Source organism: Pseudoxanthomonas sp. P4_B2 (assembly GCF_056402315.1).
Genome location: NZ_JBFUHQ010000005.1, coordinates 59758 through 78366, shown reverse-complemented (window position 1 = coordinate 78366; position 18609 = coordinate 59758). Strand labels below are relative to the sequence as shown.

The following is an 18609-nucleotide window of genomic DNA, read 5'->3' as shown; positions in this document are numbered from 1 at the left end:
GGAGAGGGGCTTCGCAAAGCGTCAGAGAAACCCGCGCTTCATCTGGTCCCGTTCGATGCTCTCGAACAATGCCTGGAAATTACCCTCGCCGAAACCCTCATTGCCCTTGCGCTGGATGATCTCGAAGAAGATCGGGCCGATCGCGTTCTGGGTGAAGATCTGCAGCAGCTTGCGCTGGTGGGTTTCCGGGTCGGCGTCGATCAGGATCTTGTTTCGCGCTAGGCGCGGCACGTCCTCGCCGTGGTTGGGTACGCGCTGGTCGATCACTTCGAAATACGCTTCCGGCGTGTCCAGGAAGGCCACGCCCTGCTCGCGCATCGCTTCCACGGTGGCGTAGATATCGTCGGTGAAGCAGGCGATGTGCTGGATGCCCTCGCCGTGGTAAGCATCCAGGTATTCGTTGATCTGCGACTTCGGATCGCTGGATTCGTTGAGCGGAATACGCACGATGCCGTCCGGCGCGGTCATCGCCTTGGACACCAGACCGGTCTTGGCACCCTTGATGTCGAAGTAGCGGATTTCGCGGAAGTTGAACAGCCGCTCGTAGTAATCCGACCACTTCTGCATGTTGCCGAAATACAGGTTATGAGTGAGGTGGTCGATGAAGGTCAGGCCGAATCCTTTCGGATTCTGGTCGGCGCCCTGCACCGGCAGGAAGTCCTCGTACACCGAACCGCGGTCGCCGTAGCGATCGACCAGGTACAGCATGCAGTCGCCGATGCCCTTTACCACCGGGGCGTCTACGGCACGGGTATCGGGCTTGTGGTCGACCGCTTCGCCGCCATTGCCCAGCACCGTCCGCAGGACTTCGGCACCCGGCTTTTGGAAGCGGATGGCGAAACCGCAGGCGCTGGGGCCATGGGCCTTGGCGAAATCGGCGGCGAAGGAATCCGGATCTTCATTGACCAGGAAATTGACCCCGCCCTGGCGGTAGATGGTGATGGGCCGGGTCTTGTGATGCATTACCGCGGTGAATCCCATCTTGCGGAAATAGTCGTGCAGCAGCTCGCCCTGACCCTCTGGAGCGGCGAATTCGACGAATTCGAAGCCGTCGATACCCATCGGATTTTCGAACGTGGTGACCTGCATGCCAAGATTGGGCTGTGCGCTCATGGTTCGTACCTCGCGGGTTGTCTCTGTGAGACGAACTTTATAGTTTCATATGAAACCAATTGCAAGCGGCGATGCGTCATAACCTAGGAAAGCTTCATGAACGAACCAACTCCAAGCACCTCCCCCTCCACCGCTCACAAGGAACATGCCGTCCTGGAGCTGGAGCATTTCCTGCCCTACCGGCTGAGCATCTTGTCCAACCGCATCAGCCAGACCATCTCCGGCCTGTACGGCCAGCGCTTCGGCCTGGCGGTCACCGAGTGGCGGATCATGGCCGTGTTGGGACGATTCCCCGAACTGTCCGCCGGCGAAGTGGCCGAGCGCACGGCCATGGACAAGGTCGCCGTCAGCCGGGCCCTGGCCCGCTTGCTGGAGCGCGGCCTGGTGCAGCGCGACACCCACGGCGACGACCGCCGTCGCTCGGTGCTCGAACTGTCGCCGGTCGGCTATACGGTCTACGACGAGGTCGCACCCATGGCGCTGGAATGCGAGCGTCGCCTGCTGGCAGGACTGGACGAAAACGAGCGCGCGCAACTGGACGCGCTGATAGTCAAGTTGGCCGAAGGCATCGGCAACATTTCGGAAAAATAGAGCTGACCTTGTAGAGCCGAGCTTGCTCGGCTCTACAAGGACGTCACTTCACGACGGGCGCCCATTCCTTGAGGAAAGCCAAGACTTTGCGGCGGTCGTAACCTTTGCCTTTTTCCAGGTCGCCGGTGAACTGCGAGTGCAGCAGCTTGCCTTCGGCGTCCAGTACGAACAGGTGCGGATAACCCTTGATTTCCGGATACGGAGAAAGGAACGCCTTGTTCTGGTTCTCTTCGCTGTAGTTGACCTTCATCCAGACGAAGTTGGCGTCGCGGAAGCTGCGGATCTCTGCGTCTCCTTCGACCAGTTTGTCCAGGATGTGGCACCAGCTGCACCATTCGCCACCGACATCCAGCAGGATGCGCTTGCCGCCGCGCTGCGCTTCCACCTTGGCGGTTTCCAGATCCCTGGCCGGATCGCGCAGCGGATCGAACGACGCATTCAACCCCGCTACCGCTGCGATATCCGCAGCGGTGGGCGTGTTGCCGGAAGCGACGGGGCGGGAGGTATCCGGCTTGGCCGATGTATTGGCTTTCATCGACGGCGGATTGGGCGCCGGCTCTGGCTCCGGCGCCGGTTTTTCCTGTGAACATGCTGCCAGCACGGCAGCCAGCGACAGGACCAATGCGTTGAAGAGAACCTTCCGCATCATTTGACGCCGTGCATGAGCTTCTGGATCAACGGCCCCAGCAGGAACAGCAAGGCACCGGCGATCAACAACGCCCAAAACCCGAAGGTATAGCCGGCATGCGCGGATTGCACCGTCATCCCACCCGTACCACTGACGTGCCCTGCGAAAATACCCGACAGGTTATTGCCGATGCCGGTGGACAGGAACCAGCCGCCCATGCCGAAACCGACCAAACGCACCGGCGCCAGCTTGGTGACCATAGACAGACCGATGGGCGACAGACACAGTTCGCCGACCGACTGGATGACGTAGACCATGAACAGCGTCCAGAAAGGGATCTTGCCGACGACATTGACCAGGCTGGACAGCGCGAACATCAGCAGCAGGAAGGCCAGGCCATTGAAGATCAGACCCAGGCTGAACTTGCGCGGGATCGACGGCTCGATGTTGCGCTTGCCCATCCAGATCCAGATGATCGCAATCACTGGCGCAAGGGCGATGATCGCCAACGAGTTCACCGACTGGAACCATGCATTCGAGAACACGAAGCCGCCCGGACCGAAAATGTCGCGGTCGACGATCTTGTCGGCGAGGAACGTGAACGAACTGCCCGCTTGCTCGAAGAACATCCAGAACATCACGTTGAAGACGAAGATGATCAGCATCGCGATGGCCTTGTCGCGCTGTACCTTGCCTTCGCGGATACCCTCGATCAGCAGCAATGCGCACAGAATGACGAACATCGGCAACAGCACGAACCATTGCAGCGGTTCGGCGCCCATCGACAGCAGGAAGTACACGGCCGGGATCGCGACGAGTGCGCCCAGGAAGACGTACAACACCTTCTGCTTGCCGCCGTCGCCCTCGGGCGGGCGGCCTATGCCTTTGAGCTCGCGGCGACCGAACCAAAACCACACCAGGCTAAATACCATGCCGATGCCCGAAGCGATGAACACATACTTGTAGGCCGGCATCGCCTGCGTGCCGAACACTTGCTCGGCGAGGATTCCGGTCACGATCGGCGCGAGGAAACCGCCGAGGTTGATACCCATGTAGAAGATGGTGAAACCCGCATCGCGGCGGCCATCGCTAACTGCGTACAGCTTGCCCACCATGGTCGAGATATTGGGCTTGAACAAGCCGTTGCCGCAGATCACGGTGGCTAGGCCGAACTTGAAGATCTGCTCGTCGGGCATCGCGATCATGAACAGGCCGGCCGCCATGATCACCGCGCCCAACAGGATCGAACGCTGGTAGCCGAGCACCCGGTCGGCCACGTAGCCGCCGAAGATCGCGGCGGCGTAGACCAGCGCCAGATAGGCGCCGTAGATCAGGTTCGACGGCGCTTCGCCGGCGTCATTGCCGGCATGGAACTGCGCCACCATGTACAGCACCAACGCCCAGCGAATGCCGTAGAACGCGAAGCGTTCCCAGAACTCCGTCATGAACAGCATCCACAAGGGCTTGGGGTGGCCCATGCGTTGGTCGAACGGCGGCGGCGGGGCGCCACTGCCGGGCGGCGCCTCCAGCGGTGGACCGGCCGGTTCTGCAGCGTTCGGGATGGTTGCGCTCATAGATTTGCCCCCTTGTTCAGCATTCGGATGTAGCGGGAAATAGGAGTCCGCGCCTTGGCGCGGGACAGGCGAGGATCACCGACCGGCGCGCTTGGCGTCAAATAAGGGCTGGATCAATAGCTTGCGCTCGCCGACCCCGGCTTGCCGTCAATCAGGGTCCGCACCTCGAACAATTCCGGGAAGAACGTCAGCTCCAGCGCCTGGCGCAGGAACCCCACCCCGCTGGAGCCGCCGGTGCCGCGTTTGAAGCCGATGATGCGCAGCACCGTGCGCATATGGCGGAATCGCCACAGCTGGAACTGGGTCTCCAGATCCACGAAGTCCTCGCACAGCGCGTATTCGCGCCAGTAGCGGCCGGTGTCCTCATAGATCGCCTCGAACACCGGCAGCAACGACGGATCGTTGGCGTGCGGCTGGCTCCAATCGCGCTCCTGGCGCTCGGCGGGAATGGCATGGCCGAAGCGCGCCAGGTAACGCAGGAACTCCTCGTACAGGCTCGGCGCGCGCAGCACGGTTTCCAGTTCGGCCTGGCCCTGCGGATCGTGGGCGAATACGCGCAGCATGTCGGCGTTCTTGTTGCCCAGCAGGAACTCGATGGTGCGGTACTGCAACGACTGGAATCCGGAAGACGGCCCCAGCAGGTCGCGGAAGCCCATGTATTCCGAAGGCGTCAGGGTTTCCAGCACCGACCACTGCTCGGTCAATTGACGCAATACCTGCTTGCTGCGGGCCAGCACCTTGCGGCACTGCCAGACCTCGTCGCGCTGCAGGTGAACCAGGGCCGCGCGCAGTTCGTGGATCATCAGCTTCATCCACAGCTCCGACACCTGGTGCTGCACCACGAACAGCAACTCGTCATGGTGCGGCGGATCCGACACCGGCTGCTGCGCGGCCAGCAGCAGGTCCAGGCGCAGGTAGCCGGCATAGCTGATGCGGCCGGCCAGATCGGTGTGGATGCCTTCTTCCAGCGGGCGCTGGTTGTCCTGGATGCTCATGCGGAACCTGTGGGATGCGATCCGGGCATGGTAACGGCTGGCGTCACGGCGGTGTCATGCGCCTGCCCGAGGATTGCGGCACAATCGGCCGGCAGTCAGTCGCTCGTGCTGCATTCATATCTAGGGAGAGGTTTATGAAGTACGGGTTCGCGCGCCTGGCGGCGCTAGCGGCGTTTTCGTTCATCTGCAGCGGCACCGCGCACGCGCAGGTGGTGATCAGCCAGGTTTATGGCGGCGGCGGCAACTCCGGCGCGCCCTTGCGCAGCGATTACATCGAACTGCACAACAATTCCACTTCCACGGTCAGTCTGGATGGCTGGTCCGTGCAGTACGCCAGCGCCGCCGGCACCAGTTGGGCGCGCACCAACCTCAGCGGCAACATCGCGGCGGGTGGCTACTATCTGATCAAGCAAGCCGACGGCGCCAACACCGCCGCGCCCGCGCTGCCCACGCCCGAAGCCACCGGCACCATCGCCATGTCCGGCACCGCCGGCAAGGTGGCCCTGGTCAATTCGGTGATCACGCTTAGCGGCGCCTGCCCCGCCGGCAATATCGACTTCGTCGGTTTCGGCATCACCGCCAGCTGCGCGGAAGGCTCCAGCCCCACCGGCAACCTCAGCAACACGACCGCTGCCGTGCGAGCCGACAACGGCTGCACCGACAGCAACAACAACGTGGCCGATTTCGCGCTCACCGCGCCGGCGCCGCGAAACGGGGCGTCCGCCGCGTTGGTCTGCGGTGGCGGCGGCCTGCCGATCCTGTCCGTAGCCGATGTCAGCCAGGATGAAGCCACCGGCAATTTCGCTTTCACTCTGACCCTCACCCAGCCCGCAGGCGCCGGCGGCGTCAGCGTGGACTACGCCACCGCCGACGGCACCGCGCAGGCCGGCACCGACTACAGCGCCGGCACCGGCACGGTGACCATCGCCGAAGGCGCCGATTCGACCCAGGTCGTCATCGCGGTCGCCGACGACAGCGTGCAGGAAGCCGATGAAACCTTCTTCCTGGGCCTGGGCAACATCAGCGGCGCGGTGCTTGGTGATGCACAGGCGCAAGCCACCATCGTCAACGACGACGTCACCCTGATTTCCATCCACGAGATCCAGGGCAGCGGCGCGACCTCCCCGGTCGCCAACCAGCTGGTCACCACCACAGGCATCGTGACCGGGCGCAAGAGCAACGGCTTCTTCATTCAGACCAGCGATGCCGAAGCCGATGCCGATCCGGCGACCTCGCAGGCCGTGTACGTGTTCACCAGCGTCGCGCCGCCCGCGGCCGTTGCCGTTGGTAACCGGGTGCGCGTCAGCGGCATGGTGATCGAATATGTGCCCAGCACCGACCCGAACCAATTGCCGTTGACCGAGATCACCGGTAACCCGAGCGTGGCCCTGCTCTCCACCGACAATCCGCTGCCCGTGCCGGTGCCGCTGAGCACCAGCCTGCCCTCGCCCAGCGGCGCGCTGGACCAGCTGGAACGCTTGGAAGGCATGCGCGTGACCGCCGCCAGTCTGACCGTGGTGGCGCCCACCCAGGGCAACACCAACGAACCCAACGCCACCGGCACCAGCAACGGCATCCTCAATGCCGTGGTCACCGGCACGCCGCGACCGTTCCGCGAAGCCGGCATCCAGGCACCCGACCCGGCGCCTGCCGGCGGCAGCATTCCGCCGATTCCACGCTGGGATTTCAACCCGGAACTGCTGACCATCGACAGCGACTCGCTGGGCGGTCCGACTTTCATCCTCAATCTGGCCGCCGGCGCGACGATCCAGGGAATGACCGGTCCGTTGGACTACGGCTTCCGCCGCTACACGATCCTGCGCGATCCGGCGGTCGCCATCACCACCTCGCCGGGCCCGTCGCCGCAGGCGGCGCGCGTCGCCAACCCGGATGAGTTCACGGTGGCCGCGTACAACCTGGAACGCTTCTTCGATACGGTGAACGACCCGAATACCGGCGAGCCGGTGCTGACCGCGGCGGCGTTCGCCAACCGCCTCAACAAGGCGTCGCTCACCGTCCGCGACTTCCTCAATACGCCGGACATCCTGGCCACGGTGGAAGTGGAGAACCTGACCACGCTGCAGGCACTGGCCAGCAAGATCAGCGCCGATGCCGAGGCTGCGGGCCAGCCGGATCCGAACTATGTCGCCTACCTGGAAGAAGGCAACGACGTAGGCGGCATCGATGTCGGATTCCTAGTCAAGACCGCGGAAGTTACCGCCGGCGTGGCGCGCGTGCAGGTGCTCGGCGTGACCCAGCAGGGCAAGGACGTCACCTGGACCGAGCCCAGCGGCACGGTCAGCCTACTCAACGACCGTCCGCCGCTGGTGCTGGATGCGGTGGTGCATTACGCCGACGGCCGCAGCTACCCGATCACCGCCATCGCGGTGCATCAGCGTTCGCTCAACGACGTGGACAGCGTGGAAGCTTCCGGTCCGACTACCCTGGGCGACCGGGTGCGCCAGAAGCGCCAGAAGCAGGCCGAGTACTTGGCCAATCTGATCCAGTCGTTGCAGACCGCTGACCCGGCCAAGCGCATCGTCAGCCTGGGCGACTACAACGCGTTCGCGTTCAACGACGGTCTTGCCGACACCATGAACGTGGTGACGGGCACGCCCAGCGCGGACAACGAGACCGCGGTACCGGGCGACGGCATCGACCTGGTCGATCCGGATCTGGTGAATCTGGGCGTGCTGGAACCGCAGGACGAACGCTATTCGTTCGTCTTCGGCGGCAATGCGCAAACCCTGGACCACGTGCTGGTCAACGAACAGCTGATCCTATCCAGCACCGCCTTCGGCCTGGACCACGCGCGCATCAACGCCGACTTCCCGGAAATCGCGCGCAACGATGCGAACTCGCCCTCGCGGCTGTCGGACCACGATCCGGTGGTGGCTTATTTCGAATCGCGCCATCGCGCCGACCTATCGGTCGCCGCCACGACCGATACGGCGACGGTCAACGCGGGTGAGACCCTGCGCTACACCGCCACCGTGACCAACCTGGGCCCGGACGTGGCCGCGGCGACCGGGATTGGTTTTGCGCTGAACGCCGAGTCGACCACATTCGCGGTGGTCGCCCCCAGCGGTTGGAATTGCGATGCGGCCCAGACCTCGGGCGGCATGACCTCGATCGCGTGCCACACCGATGCGCTGGCGAATGCGGCGACCGCCTCGTTCTCGATCAGTGCCGTTTCCACCACGGCGCAGATCGGCGGCAGCGCCAATCTGGCGGTAGCCGCCACCACGCAGTCGTTCGACGCGGCGAGCGCCAACAATGAAGCGGTGGCCGCCATCAGCGTCAACGCGCTACCCACCGCGGATCTGGATCTACAGCTGAGCGGCCCAGCCACCGTGCCGCGCTGGACGTTCTCGATTCCGTACACGGCGACGCTGCGCAACCTGGGCACGCTGGCGGCGGAACAGCCGGTGGTCGTGTTCAGCGGCAACACCATGAACGCCACCGCTACCGTCAACCCGCCCAATGGCTGGCAGTGCCGCAAATACGGCACGGTCCGGCTCACCACGTTCCGTTGTAGCGCCCGCAACCCCATGGCCGCGGGCGCCAGCGCGGATTTCCGGATTCGCGTCAACGCCCTGCCGATTCCGGCCAACCGCAGGCAGCAGGTCAATGGCGCGGCGACGACCCTCACGCCGGAATCGAACACCACCAACAACAACGCCAGCATCACCACCGTCATCGTGTTCTGAGCATCGAGACGGCGGCTAGAAAAGGAGACGCGGCTTTGGCCGCGTCTTTTTTTTGTGAACCAACGCCTTGGGTATTGCTGCGCTGCACGACGGTTTTACAACCCCGGTTCCTTAACATGGCGCGACTTATCATTGGTTTCACATGTAACAGGAACCCGACACGCGATGACTACGCGATGACTATTGCCGCAAAATTCGAGATCGAATACCTGCAATACCTCGGCCCGGACGGGAAACTGGTCCGCGACGATCTGCCCGAGGCCGCGCGCGATACCCAGCGCTTGAAGGAACTGTTCAAGCAGATGCTGTTCGTGCGCACCTTCGACACCAAGTCGGTGGCCCTGCAGCGCACCGGTAAGCTGGGCACCTACGCATCCTGCCTGGGTCATGAAGCCACCCACGTGGGCATCGGCGCTTCTACGCTTCCGGAAGACACGTTTGCGCCGAGTTATCGCGAGTACGGCGCCCAGTTCATGCGCGGCGTGCGTCCGCGCGAAGTGCTGCTGTACTGGGGCGGCGACGAACGCGGCAACGACTTCGCCGTGCCGCGCCACGATTTCGCTTGGTGCGTGCCCATTTCCACCCAATGCCTGCATGCGGCCGGCGCGGCGCTGGCGTTCAAGCTGCGTGGCGAAAGGCGCGTTGCGGTCAGCACCTGCGGCGACGGCGGTTCCTCCAAGACCGATTTCTACGCGGCACTGAATTCCGGCGGCGCGTACCAATTGCCGCTGGTGTTGTGCGTGATCAACAACGGCTGGGCCATCTCGGTGCCGCGCTCGGCGCAGACCGGCGCGCAGACGTTGGCGCAGAAAGGCATCGCCGGCGGCGCGTTCTGCCTGCAGGTAGACGGCAACGATCTGATCGCGGTGCTGGAAGCCATGCGCATCGCCACCGAGCGTGCGCGCAGCGGACAAGGCACCAGCGTGCTGGAATTCGTCACCTACCGCCTGGGCGACCACACCACCGCCGACGATGCGCGCCGCTATCGCGACGATGCGGAGGTGAAGTCGGCCTGGGAACGGGACCCCGTCACCCGCCTGCGTACCTGGCTCACCGCGCAGCAGTTGTGGAGCGAGGCGGAAGAAACCGCATGGAAGGAAGAATGCGGGCGGCTGGTCGACATCGAGGTCAACGCGTATCTGGAAACACCGGTGCAGCCGGTGGAGGCGATGTTCGACTATCTCTACGCCGACCCGCCGCCGGAACTGCTCGCCCAGCGCGCCGCCGCTATCGCCGCGGAGAACGCCCCAAGGGAGCAGCGCTCATGAACGTAGAAGTCGCCAAGAGCCTAACCGCCGCGACCGAGGCTTCCGCCGGCCAAGCGGCGAAGGCCATCCTGCCGATCACCCTGATCGAGGCGATCACCCAGGCCCTGGCCTGGGAAATCGCCCACGACGACTCGGTGGTGGTGCTGGGCGAGGACGTGGGCGTCAACGGCGGCGTGTTCCGCGCCACCGCCGGCCTGCAGCAGCGCTTCGGTTCCGACCGCATCCTGGACACACCGCTGGATGAGACCACCATCGCCGGCCTGACCGTTGGAATGGCGGCGATGGGCATGAAGCCGGTGGCCGAAGCGCAGTTCGACGGCTTCGTCTATCCGATGGTGGATCACCTGGTCTGCCACGCCGCGCGCATGCGCTACCGCACGCGCGGCCGTCTGCATTGCCCGATGGTGCTGCGCGTTCCCTGGGGCGGCGGCATCCGCGCGCCGGAACATCATTCCGAAGCCAATGAATCCATCTTCACCAACGTGCCCGGTCTGCGCGTGGTCATGCCTTCTTCGCCGCAGCGCGCGTACGGGCTGTTGCTGGCCGCGATCCGCGATCCGGATCCGGTGATCTATATGGAGCCCAAGCGCATCTACCGCCAGTACAAAGAGCTGGTGGCCGACGACGGCGAAGCGTTGCCGCTGGACGTGTGCTTCGTGCTGCGCGACGGTAGCGATGTGACCCTGGTGACTTGGGGCGCGCAGGTGAAGGAAACGCTGGAAGCCGCCGACGCCTTGGCCAAGCAAGGCATCAGCGCCGAAGTGATCGACGTGGCGACGCTGAAGCCGCTGGACTTCGACACCATCGCCGAATCGGTCAGCAAGACCGGCCGCTGCGTGATCGTGCACGAAGCGCCGCGCACGGCGGGCTTTGGTGCGGAGATTGCCGCGCGCCTGGCCGAGCAATCCATGTACGACCTGGTCGCGCCAGTGGAACGCGTCACCGGTTACGACACGCATATCCCGCTGTTCCGGCTGGAGATGAAATACCTGCCCAGCGTCGAAAAGATCGTCGCCGCCGCCAAGCGCGTCCTGGCCGCCGGCTGATGCAACGCGCCCGCGTCATCGCCGAGCATCGATCTCCGGAGCGCCCCTCGATACGAGTCTCCGCCGGCGATTCGGTCACTCTGGGCGAACGCGACAGCGACTGGCCGCAGTTCGTCTGGGCCACGCTGGCGCAGGGTCTAGGCGGCTGGATACCCGCGGCCCTGTTCGACCGCGACACCGGCATGGCCACCGCGCTGGGCGACTACGATACGCGCGAGTTGGCGACCACCATCGGCGAATCCATCAACGTCCACTACGAGCAGGAAGGTTGGTGGTGGGCGGAAAACGCGAAGGGCGAAAGCGGCTGGATCCCGACCCGCGCCATCGAGCTGATCGGAGACGGCCCGACCTGATTCTTGTAGAGCCGAGCTTGCTCGGTTGCTTTTAAATTCAGCGCAAAGAGCAGCCGAGCAAGCTCGGCTCTACAAAGCACAAACAACACAACCTGGATTTCCGATGAGCGACAGCAAGACTTTCAATCTTCCCGATCTTGGCGAAGGCCTGCCCGACGCCACCATCGTCGAATGGTTCGTCAAGGAAGGCGATGTGATCCGCCTGGACGAACCCTTGGTGTCGATGGAAACCGCCAAGGCGATCGTGGAGGTTCCTTCGCCGGTTTCCGGCAAGGTGCTCAAGCTCGCGGGCAACGCCGGCGACATTGTGGTGACGGGCGCGATGCTGGCCGAGTTCCAGCCCGACCCCAATCTGCCGCAACGCGCCGACGGGCAGGACACCGGACATGGGCACGCGCCATCCACATCCGTGGGAGCGGCGTCCCGCCGCGAGCTCTCAACTGAAAGTACCGAAACAAAAGATCGCGCCGGGGACGGTGCTCCCACGACTTCCGAACGCGATGATGCAGGCACTGTGGTCGGCGCGATGCAGAGCTCCAATGCCGTGCATCAGGAACAGGCGGTCGCCGTCGGCGGCATCCGCGCGATGCCGGCGGTGCGTGCGCTGGCGAAAAAACTGGGGCTGGATCTCTCCCGCATTCGCGCCACCGGTTCCGGCACGGTAACGATGGCAGACGTGAAAGCAGCGGCAGCCAGCGGCGATGCCGCTTTGCTCCCCTCTCCCACCGGGAGAGGGGTCGGGGGTGAGGGTACGGCGCAAGCGCAGAGCTCGGCACTCGAAACCGCACCTCTAGAGGTGAGAAAGGAAGAGCAACGCACCCAGCTTTCCGCTTCCGGCAAACCCATGCGCACCCAGCCACCCGGCGTTTCCGTGACAGGACAGCCGGAACCGCTAAAAGGCGTCCGCCGCAACATGGCGCGCGTCATGGCCGATGCGCATGCCAAGGTCGTGCCGACCACGCTCAACGACGATGCGGATGTGCACGCATGGGTGCCCGGCAACGACGTCACCGTGCGCCTGATCCGCTCTATCGTGCGAGCCTGCAAAGCGGTGCCCGCGTTGAACGCATGGTTCGATGGCGAAAAACTCAGCCGCACCCTGCATCCGCAGGTCGACATCGGCATCGCCGTGGATACCGACGACGGCCTGTTCGTCCCCGCGCTGCGCAACGCCGACATCCTGGATGCGCGCGGTATTCGCGAAGGCGTCAACCGCCTGCGCACGCAGGTGGAAGACCGCAGCATCGCGGCTTCGGAATTGAGCGGCTACACCATTTCGCTGTCCAACTTCGGCATGTTCGCCGGACGCTACGCCACACCGGTGGTGGTACCGCCTTGCGTGGCCATCGTGGCCGCAGGCCGCGCGCGCCATCAGGTCATGCCGATCATGGGCGGCTTCGAGTCGCACAAGATCATCCCGCTGTCGGTCACTTTCGATCACCGCGCCGCGACCGGAGGTGAGGCCGCGCGTTTCCTCAAGGCGATGATCGACGACCTGGCGCTTTCCCAGTAGCCCTCGCCCTCGGGATCCCCTATGGCACACAAAAGCCGTCTTGCCGGTTTCATCATCGATTGCAAACGCGGTTCGCTGGAAGCGTCCGCCGACTTCTGGAGTCAGGCACTAGGGCTGGAAGTCGAGGACTACGACGAAGACGGCCAGGGCTTGTACGCGCCGCTGTCGGACGGACCGGGCGGCATGCACATTGAGGTGCAGAAGGTCTCGCACCCTTCGCGCGTGCACCTGGATATCGAAACCGACGACGTCGAAGCCGAGGCCGCGCGGCTGGAAAAACTTGGCGCCAAGCGCATCGAGTTCGTGCGCCAGCGCTGGTGGGTGATGGAAGCCCCCAGCGGCCACCGCTTCTGCGTGGTGCCGATGGCGAGGAAGTCGACGCGCGAAAAACCCAACGTCTGGCCGTAGACCGCTCCTACGACGAGCAGGTCAGCGCTTGTCGCGATCCAGCCACGAAGCCAGGCCCTGGGCGTTGAGTTCGATGTCCATCCACAACACCTTTTCCACGCCCGCATCGTCCAACAGGCAACCGTGTTCGCGGGCACGCTGCAGATAGAGTGCGGCGAGCGCGTCCTTGATGCGCTTGTGGCGATCCGGCAAACTATCGCACTCGCGCCCGATCATCACCATCGCATCGATCTGCCGATACAGGTCGTCGGCCAGCCTTCGCACTTCGCCGACCCTGCCGTAATGGGTGAGGTACATCCATTGCGGATCGCGCGCTAGCAGCCGGCCGATGGAAGCCTTCAGCTTCTCTGGCTCAAACTGCACCGGCGTAGAAGTGGGGACTACGAATGCGCCCTGAGCGCTATCCAGCTCGCGATAGGACAGGCCAAAGGTGTCGCCAGTGAACCAGCTGCGGCTGCGCGCGTCCCAGATACAGTGGTGGTGGCGTGCGTGTCCCGGGGTGTCGATGAATTCCAACGCGCGACTAGCCAGCGAAACGATCTGCCCGTCCTCGACCACCTGCACGCGCTGTTCGGGTACCGCCAGGATCTGCCCGTAGCTGCGCTGCATTTCGCCTTCGCCGTACACGGTGGTGGCGCCGGCGATCAGTTTGGAAGGATCGATCAGGTGCGGCGCCGCGCGCGGGTGCGCGACTAGCTTGGCGTTGGGCAAATGCTGCATCAACAGGCCGGCGCCGCCCGCGTGATCCAGATGCACGTGGGTGACGATCAGCCAATCGACGTCCCCTGGAGTCAATCCGGCGCCCTCCAACGCGGACAGCAACAAAGGAACGGAATGATTGGTGCCGCAATCGACGAAGGCGCCGCGGCCGTTCTCCACGATCAGATAAGCCGCATCGAAATGGTCGCGCTGGAACGCGGTGTCGATGGTATGGATGCCGTGCTCGTTCATCCGATGATCCCGTTCAATCGCTAGGGCGGTTCAACCCCGCGACAGCCACCAACTGCGCAACGGGATGGCGACCGTCAACACGAACAGGAATGCGCCATACGCCACCAGCGTGGCCAGCACCTGTTTCCAGATGGCGCCAGTGCCCACATCGGCCAGGCCCAGCGCATAGCCCCACTGCATGCCGACGAAGCTGAGCACGAAAGCGACAGCCAGCGTGGTCAGGTCGAATGCTTTGCGGCGCGCATTGCGGGGTTGGCGTGGAAACAGCCAGTACAGCGAACCCAGCAAAAGGAACCACGGCAGGAACAGAATGAGCGCGAGGTACGGCATCAGGCATCAGCCTCGCGCAGCTGCCTGAGCGCCGCCAATACCTCCTGCACCGGCACCAGCAGGTTGATCTCCGGCGTCTCCATCGCATCGGCTTGATCGGCGCGCTTCAGCACTGCGATCAGCTGACCCGCTTCCTTCGGCGAATCGAAGCCGTTGCTCTGCACCAGGAGTACGCCGTTGCCGTCGAAGAATTTGAAATAGAAACGGTTGTCGGTATCGCGATATTGCTTGAACGAAGGCGGTGTCGACTTCTGCAACGACTTGTCTTGCGCCTCGGACCGATGGGAAAGATCGCGCAAGCCGACCGCTTGCCGCAATTCCGCCAGGAACGGTGTCGCATATTTCTCGCGCAGCCGGCGCGCGCCATCGCGCAAGATCGATTCGATCTCGCCGGGCTTGTCGATCAACGCGTGGTAGCGCTCGCGCATCGGCGCGACCTCGGCATCGATGCGTTCGAACAATTTCTGCTTGGCGTCGCCCCAACCGATGCCCTCGACGAAAGCCTGACGCATCTGCGCGGTTTCCTCGACGCTGGCGAAGGCCTGATAGAGCTGGAACACGTGCGAGCCTTCGGCTTCCTTGGCCTCGCCCGGCAGGCGCGAATCGGTGACGATCGACGCGATCAGCTTGCGCATTTCCTCGCGCGGCGCGAACAGAGGAATAGTGTTGTCGTAGCTCTTACTCATTTTGCGGCCGTCCAGGCCGGGCAAGGTGGCGACGTTTTCCTCGATCGCCGCTTCCGGCAGGGTGAAATACTCGCCGCCGAACAGATGGTTGAAGCGCTGCCCGAAATCGCGCGCCATTTCGATGTGCTGTACCTGATCGCGGCCCACCGGCACCTTGTCGGCATTGAACAGCAGGATGTCGGCCGCCATCAGTACCGGATACATGAACAGACCCGCGCTGATACCCGCGTCATCGTCCTCGCCATCGGCACGGTTGCGGTCCACCGAGGCCTTGTATGCATGCGCACGATTGAGCACACCCTTCCCGGCCACACAGGTCAGGAACCAGTTGAGTTCGCTGATCTCTGGGATATCGGACTGACGGTAGAACCACACCTTGTCCAGCTCCAGCCCGGCCGCCAGCCAGGTAGCCGCGATTTCCAGAGTAGAACGCTGCACGCGGGCGGCGTCCTGCACCTTGACCAGGCTGTGCAGGTCGGCCAGGAAATAGAAGCTCTCGGCATCGGAGGCGCGGCTGGCCGCGATGGCAGGACGCACCGCGCCCACGTAGTTGCCGAGGTGCGGGGTGCCGGAGGTGGTGATGCCGGTAAGGACGCGGGTCATTTGTCGGACTTGCCAGAGACTGAATACGCCAAGTTTAACCGTCGCGCCGTGGGAGCGTGGCGTCCGGCGGGAGCGGCGGGACGCCGCTCCCACGGCCAATGGCGGTTAAACGCCAGCGTCTCGTGCATCAAAGCGCGAGGGCTAGGCCAACCCCACTGGCGAAGTTGGAGCGTTCCCTGTCATGCCCAACTAAGGAGAACGACCATGTTCCACAAGACCGTCCTGATATCGCTGGCGCTGCTGATGACCGCCGCCTGCTCACCCCTTTCTGCAAGGCCCTTGGTGGATGTCTCGGTCGTGGACCGCGACACCGGCGAATGGCTGCGCGAATACCCGCACCGCGGCGATACCTGGGTGGCCGGAACACCCGGCGACCGCTACGGTGTGCGCCTGACCAACACCACCGGCGAACGGGTGTTAGTGGTGCTGTCGGTCGACGGCATCAATGCCGTCACCGGCGAAACCGCCGCGCCTTCGCAGGCCGGCTACGTGCTTGAACCCTGGGAAAGCACCGAGATCGCCGGCTGGCGCAAATCGCTGGACGACGTCGCCCAGTTCGTCTTCACCGACCTGGGCGACAGCTATGCGGCGCGCACCGGACGCCCACAGAATGTCGGCGTGATCGGCGTGGCGGTGTTCCAAGAGTTGCGTCCGCGTTATTACCCAATGCCAGCGCCTTCCCTGAGACGCGACCGCGAGTACGAGCGCGATGAAGCCAAGTCCGCCTCAGCACCCGCTACCCAAGGCGCCATCCAGGAGCAAGCCGCCGACAGCGCCGCGCGCCAGAGCATGGGAACCGGGCATGGCCAGCGCGAATGGTCGCCGGTGGGCCAGACCCAGTTCGTGCGCGCTACCCGCAGCCCGGCGCAAATCAGCGAACTGCGCTACGACGACGCGCCCCGTCTGATGGCCATCGGAGCGATGCCACGGCAGTACCCGCGCTACGACCGCCGCGATTCCGCTCCGCGCGCGTTCCCCAACGGATTCGTTGCCGATCCTTCACACTGAGTGGCGCAGCGGATTAGCCAAGCGATAAAAAAGACAACGGGCCGAAAGGCCCGTTGTCGTATCAATATGCGGGAACGGAGTCAGTTGCGGAGGTCGGATTTATTAAGGCTGCGTGCGAAGTCGTCGACTTCTGTGTGGGCGCGGTCGCGATCCCAGCCATAACGCTCTTGCAGCTTGCCCGCGAGATATTCCGAATTACCTTCGGCGACCTTGAAATCATCATCGGTCAGGTCGCCCCATTTGGCCTGTATCTTGCCTTTCAACTGCTTCCAGTTACCGGCGATGGTGTCCTTGTTCATGGCTTGCCTCTTAAGGAAATCACGGCGGTGATACCGTGTGCGTAGCATCGCAACAGCTCCGTTTTCGCAAGGTCAAACCTGCGTAAAACAAGCCGTAACGCCATTCAGGTCTTCGCTCGACTGGGGTATTCCAGATAAAAAGAAAGGGCCGGTTTCCCGGCCCTTTCCATGGCGTATCGCTACGCCGTATTCAACGCAGGATCGCTGGAATCAGCACTTGGCGTCTTTACAATCCTCGGCTTTGTCTTCGACTTTCTCACCGACCTTCTGCACATCCTTGCCCGCGCCCGCCATGGTGTTGCAGCCGGCCAGCATTCCCATCGAGAACATGGACAGCACCATCAATGCCAGTAAACGCTTCATATTGATTCCTCCTGATTAAAAGTAGGTCTTGTCAGTTGCCGTACGCAATCGGAACGATCCCCGGACAACCTTGGGCATACGCTGACCGGTGCCGCATTCATCCCGCGTGAACGCGCGACCCCGCATTCAGTTTCGACTCAGTCCCGCATCAGCGTCGACTTTCCGAACAGGCTTTCCACCAGATCCACCACCAGTTCAGCGGTCAGGTTGCGCGTATCGATCACCGGATTGAGCTCTACGATATCCAGCGACAACAGGCGGCCGGTGTCGGCGATCATTTCCATCACCAGTTGCGCCTCGCGATAGTTGGGGCCGCCGAGTACGGTGGTGCCGACCCCGGGCGCGATGCTGGGATCCAGGAAATCCACATCGAAGCTGACGTGCACGTGCGTGTTTTCGTCCACACCTTCCAGCGCCGCTTCCATGGTGCGCTTCATCCCGTTCTCGTCGATGTAGCGCATGTCGTACACATCGATGCCGTTGTCCTTGATCAGGCGCTTTTCTTCCGCGTCCACCGAACGGATGCCGATCTGGCGCAGATCGCGCGCATCCATGGCCGGGAAATCGCGACCCAGGCGGGTCAACGCGTCAGGTCCGATCCCGCACAGGCAGGCGACCGGCATGCCGTGGATATTTCCCGACGGCGTGACGTCGCTGGTGTTGAAATCCGAATGCGCGTCCAGCCAGATCACGCGCAACCGCTTGCCGGTATCGCGGCAGTGCTGCGCCACCGCGGTGATCGCGCCCATGCCCAGACAATGATCGCCGCCAAGCATGATCGGCATGCGCCCGAGCTGCAGTTCGGCGGCCGTTGCCTGCATCAATTCGCGGTTCCAAGCCACTACTTCGTCCAGATGGCGATACCCATCCACCGGCGCCAGCCACGGGTTTACCGGGCCGTTGAGGTTGCCCCGGTCGGCGACTTCGACACCACGCGCGGCCAGGGCCTCGCCTAAGCCCGCAATACGCAAAGCGTCCGGTCCCATGCGCGCACCGCGATGCCCGGCGCCGATGTCGGTAGGCACGCCAATAAGGGAAACGGGTGGGAAAGTTCGACTCATCTGCAATCTTCAAGCTGCGCAAGGGTGGACGAGTCTAGCTGCGATCGCCGCAGCGCACTGTGGCGGTGCAGCAAGACTCACCACTGATACCGCCTTGATGGGCTCTGCC

Annotated in this window: 18 protein-coding genes; 8 read left to right on the top strand and 10 right to left on the bottom strand. The window is 63.6% G+C overall.

Annotated features, from left to right (window positions below):
- Nucleotides 1-21: 21 nt before the first annotated feature.
- On the bottom strand, nt 22-1113 hold the full coding sequence (gene hppD, locus AC1DTQ_RS13270) for a 4-hydroxyphenylpyruvate dioxygenase (protein ID WP_477850182.1): 1092 nt from the start codon (nt 1111-1113) through the stop codon (nt 22-24).
- Between the two features lie 96 nt (nt 1114-1209).
- Here hppD and AC1DTQ_RS13265 point away from each other — a divergent pair, with 96 nt between their 5' ends.
- Nucleotides 1210-1704, top strand: coding sequence for a MarR family winged helix-turn-helix transcriptional regulator (locus AC1DTQ_RS13265; protein WP_477850181.1), 495 nt, complete (start codon nt 1210-1212; stop codon nt 1702-1704).
- A gap of 43 nt (nt 1705-1747) precedes the next feature.
- Here AC1DTQ_RS13265 and AC1DTQ_RS13260 read toward each other — a convergent pair whose 3' ends face one another.
- The 3 genes from AC1DTQ_RS13260 to AC1DTQ_RS13250 form a co-directional block, all read right to left on the bottom strand.
- Nucleotides 1748-2350, bottom strand: a complete 603-nt coding sequence (locus AC1DTQ_RS13260) for a thioredoxin family protein (protein ID WP_477850180.1) — start codon at nt 2348-2350, stop codon at nt 1748-1750.
- A complete protein-coding gene (locus tag AC1DTQ_RS13255; protein ID WP_477850179.1) occupies nt 2350-3906 on the bottom strand; it encodes a peptide MFS transporter in 1557 nt (518 codons plus the stop codon). Before AC1DTQ_RS13255 ends, AC1DTQ_RS13260 begins: the two co-directional genes overlap by 1 nt.
- A 113-nt stretch (nt 3907-4019) precedes the next feature.
- Nucleotides 4020-4901 carry a tryptophan 2,3-dioxygenase gene (locus AC1DTQ_RS13250; RefSeq protein WP_477850178.1) on the bottom strand — a complete coding sequence of 294 codons (882 nt, stop codon included), beginning with the start codon at nt 4899-4901 and terminating at the stop codon, nt 4020-4022.
- A gap of 134 nt (nt 4902-5035) precedes the next feature.
- On the opposite strand from AC1DTQ_RS13250, the gene AC1DTQ_RS13245 reads away from it, so the two are divergent.
- The 6 genes from AC1DTQ_RS13245 to AC1DTQ_RS13220 all read left to right on the top strand — a co-directional run bounded on the left by AC1DTQ_RS13245 (nt 5036) and on the right by AC1DTQ_RS13220 (nt 13199).
- On the top strand, nt 5036-8611 hold the full coding sequence (locus AC1DTQ_RS13245) for a Calx-beta domain-containing protein (protein ID WP_477850177.1): 3576 nt from the start codon (nt 5036-5038) through the stop codon (nt 8609-8611).
- Nucleotides 8612-8787: 176 nt separating this feature from the next.
- Nucleotides 8788-9879, top strand: coding sequence for a pyruvate dehydrogenase (acetyl-transferring) E1 component subunit alpha (pdhA, locus tag AC1DTQ_RS13240; protein ID WP_477850175.1), 1092 nt, complete (start codon nt 8788-8790; stop codon nt 9877-9879).
- The gene (locus AC1DTQ_RS13235; RefSeq protein ID WP_477850173.1) at nt 9876-10925 is read left to right on the top strand and encodes an alpha-ketoacid dehydrogenase subunit beta; all 1050 of its coding nucleotides are present in this window, start codon (nt 9876-9878) and stop codon (nt 10923-10925) included. Before pdhA ends, AC1DTQ_RS13235 begins: the two co-directional genes overlap by 4 nt.
- Nucleotides 10925-11278 carry an SH3 domain-containing protein gene (locus tag AC1DTQ_RS13230; RefSeq protein WP_477850172.1) on the top strand — a complete coding sequence of 118 codons (354 nt, stop codon included), beginning with the start codon at nt 10925-10927 and terminating at the stop codon, nt 11276-11278. Before AC1DTQ_RS13235 ends, AC1DTQ_RS13230 begins: the two co-directional genes overlap by 1 nt.
- A 103-nt stretch (nt 11279-11381) precedes the next feature.
- Nucleotides 11382-12791: a dihydrolipoamide acetyltransferase family protein gene (locus AC1DTQ_RS13225; RefSeq protein WP_477850171.1), complete on the top strand. Its 1410-nt coding sequence runs from the start codon at nt 11382-11384 to the stop codon at nt 12789-12791.
- Between the two features lie 21 nt (nt 12792-12812).
- A complete protein-coding gene (locus AC1DTQ_RS13220) occupies nt 12813-13199 on the top strand; it encodes a VOC family protein (RefSeq protein ID WP_477850169.1) in 387 nt (128 codons plus the stop codon).
- A gap of 21 nt (nt 13200-13220) precedes the next feature.
- Here the strand turns inward: AC1DTQ_RS13220 and AC1DTQ_RS13215 are convergent, their stop codons facing one another.
- From AC1DTQ_RS13215 to AC1DTQ_RS13205, 3 genes are read right to left on the bottom strand one after another with little or no spacing between them, the layout of a single operon-like run.
- A complete protein-coding gene (locus tag AC1DTQ_RS13215) occupies nt 13221-14150 on the bottom strand; it encodes an MBL fold metallo-hydrolase (protein WP_477850168.1) in 930 nt (309 codons plus the stop codon).
- Between the two features lie 30 nt (nt 14151-14180).
- Nucleotides 14181-14480, bottom strand: a complete 300-nt coding sequence (locus AC1DTQ_RS13210; protein WP_477850166.1) for a hypothetical protein — start codon at nt 14478-14480, stop codon at nt 14181-14183.
- Complete coding sequence (locus tag AC1DTQ_RS13205) at nt 14480-15769, bottom strand: tryptophan--tRNA ligase (protein ID WP_477850165.1); 1290 nt, start codon at nt 15767-15769, stop codon at nt 14480-14482. Before AC1DTQ_RS13205 ends, AC1DTQ_RS13210 begins: the two co-directional genes overlap by 1 nt.
- Nucleotides 15770-15973: 204 nt before the next feature.
- Here AC1DTQ_RS13205 and AC1DTQ_RS13200 point away from each other — a divergent pair, with 204 nt between their 5' ends.
- Nucleotides 15974-16777, top strand: a complete 804-nt coding sequence (locus AC1DTQ_RS13200) for a hypothetical protein (RefSeq protein WP_477850163.1) — start codon at nt 15974-15976, stop codon at nt 16775-16777.
- Between the two features lie 80 nt (nt 16778-16857).
- On the opposite strand, the gene AC1DTQ_RS13195 is transcribed toward AC1DTQ_RS13200, so the two are convergent.
- The 3 genes from AC1DTQ_RS13195 to rocF all read right to left on the bottom strand — a co-directional run bounded on the left by AC1DTQ_RS13195 (nt 16858) and on the right by rocF (nt 18500).
- Nucleotides 16858-17076 carry a CsbD family protein gene (locus tag AC1DTQ_RS13195; protein ID WP_477850162.1) on the bottom strand — a complete coding sequence of 73 codons (219 nt, stop codon included), beginning with the start codon at nt 17074-17076 and terminating at the stop codon, nt 16858-16860.
- A gap of 210 nt (nt 17077-17286) precedes the next feature.
- Complete coding sequence (locus AC1DTQ_RS13190; protein WP_310096309.1) at nt 17287-17439, bottom strand: entericidin A/B family lipoprotein; 153 nt, start codon at nt 17437-17439, stop codon at nt 17287-17289.
- Between the two features lie 137 nt (nt 17440-17576).
- The gene (gene rocF, locus AC1DTQ_RS13185; protein WP_477850161.1) at nt 17577-18500 is read right to left on the bottom strand and encodes an arginase; all 924 of its coding nucleotides are present in this window, start codon (nt 18498-18500) and stop codon (nt 17577-17579) included.
- Nucleotides 18501-18609: the final 109 nt, after the last annotated feature.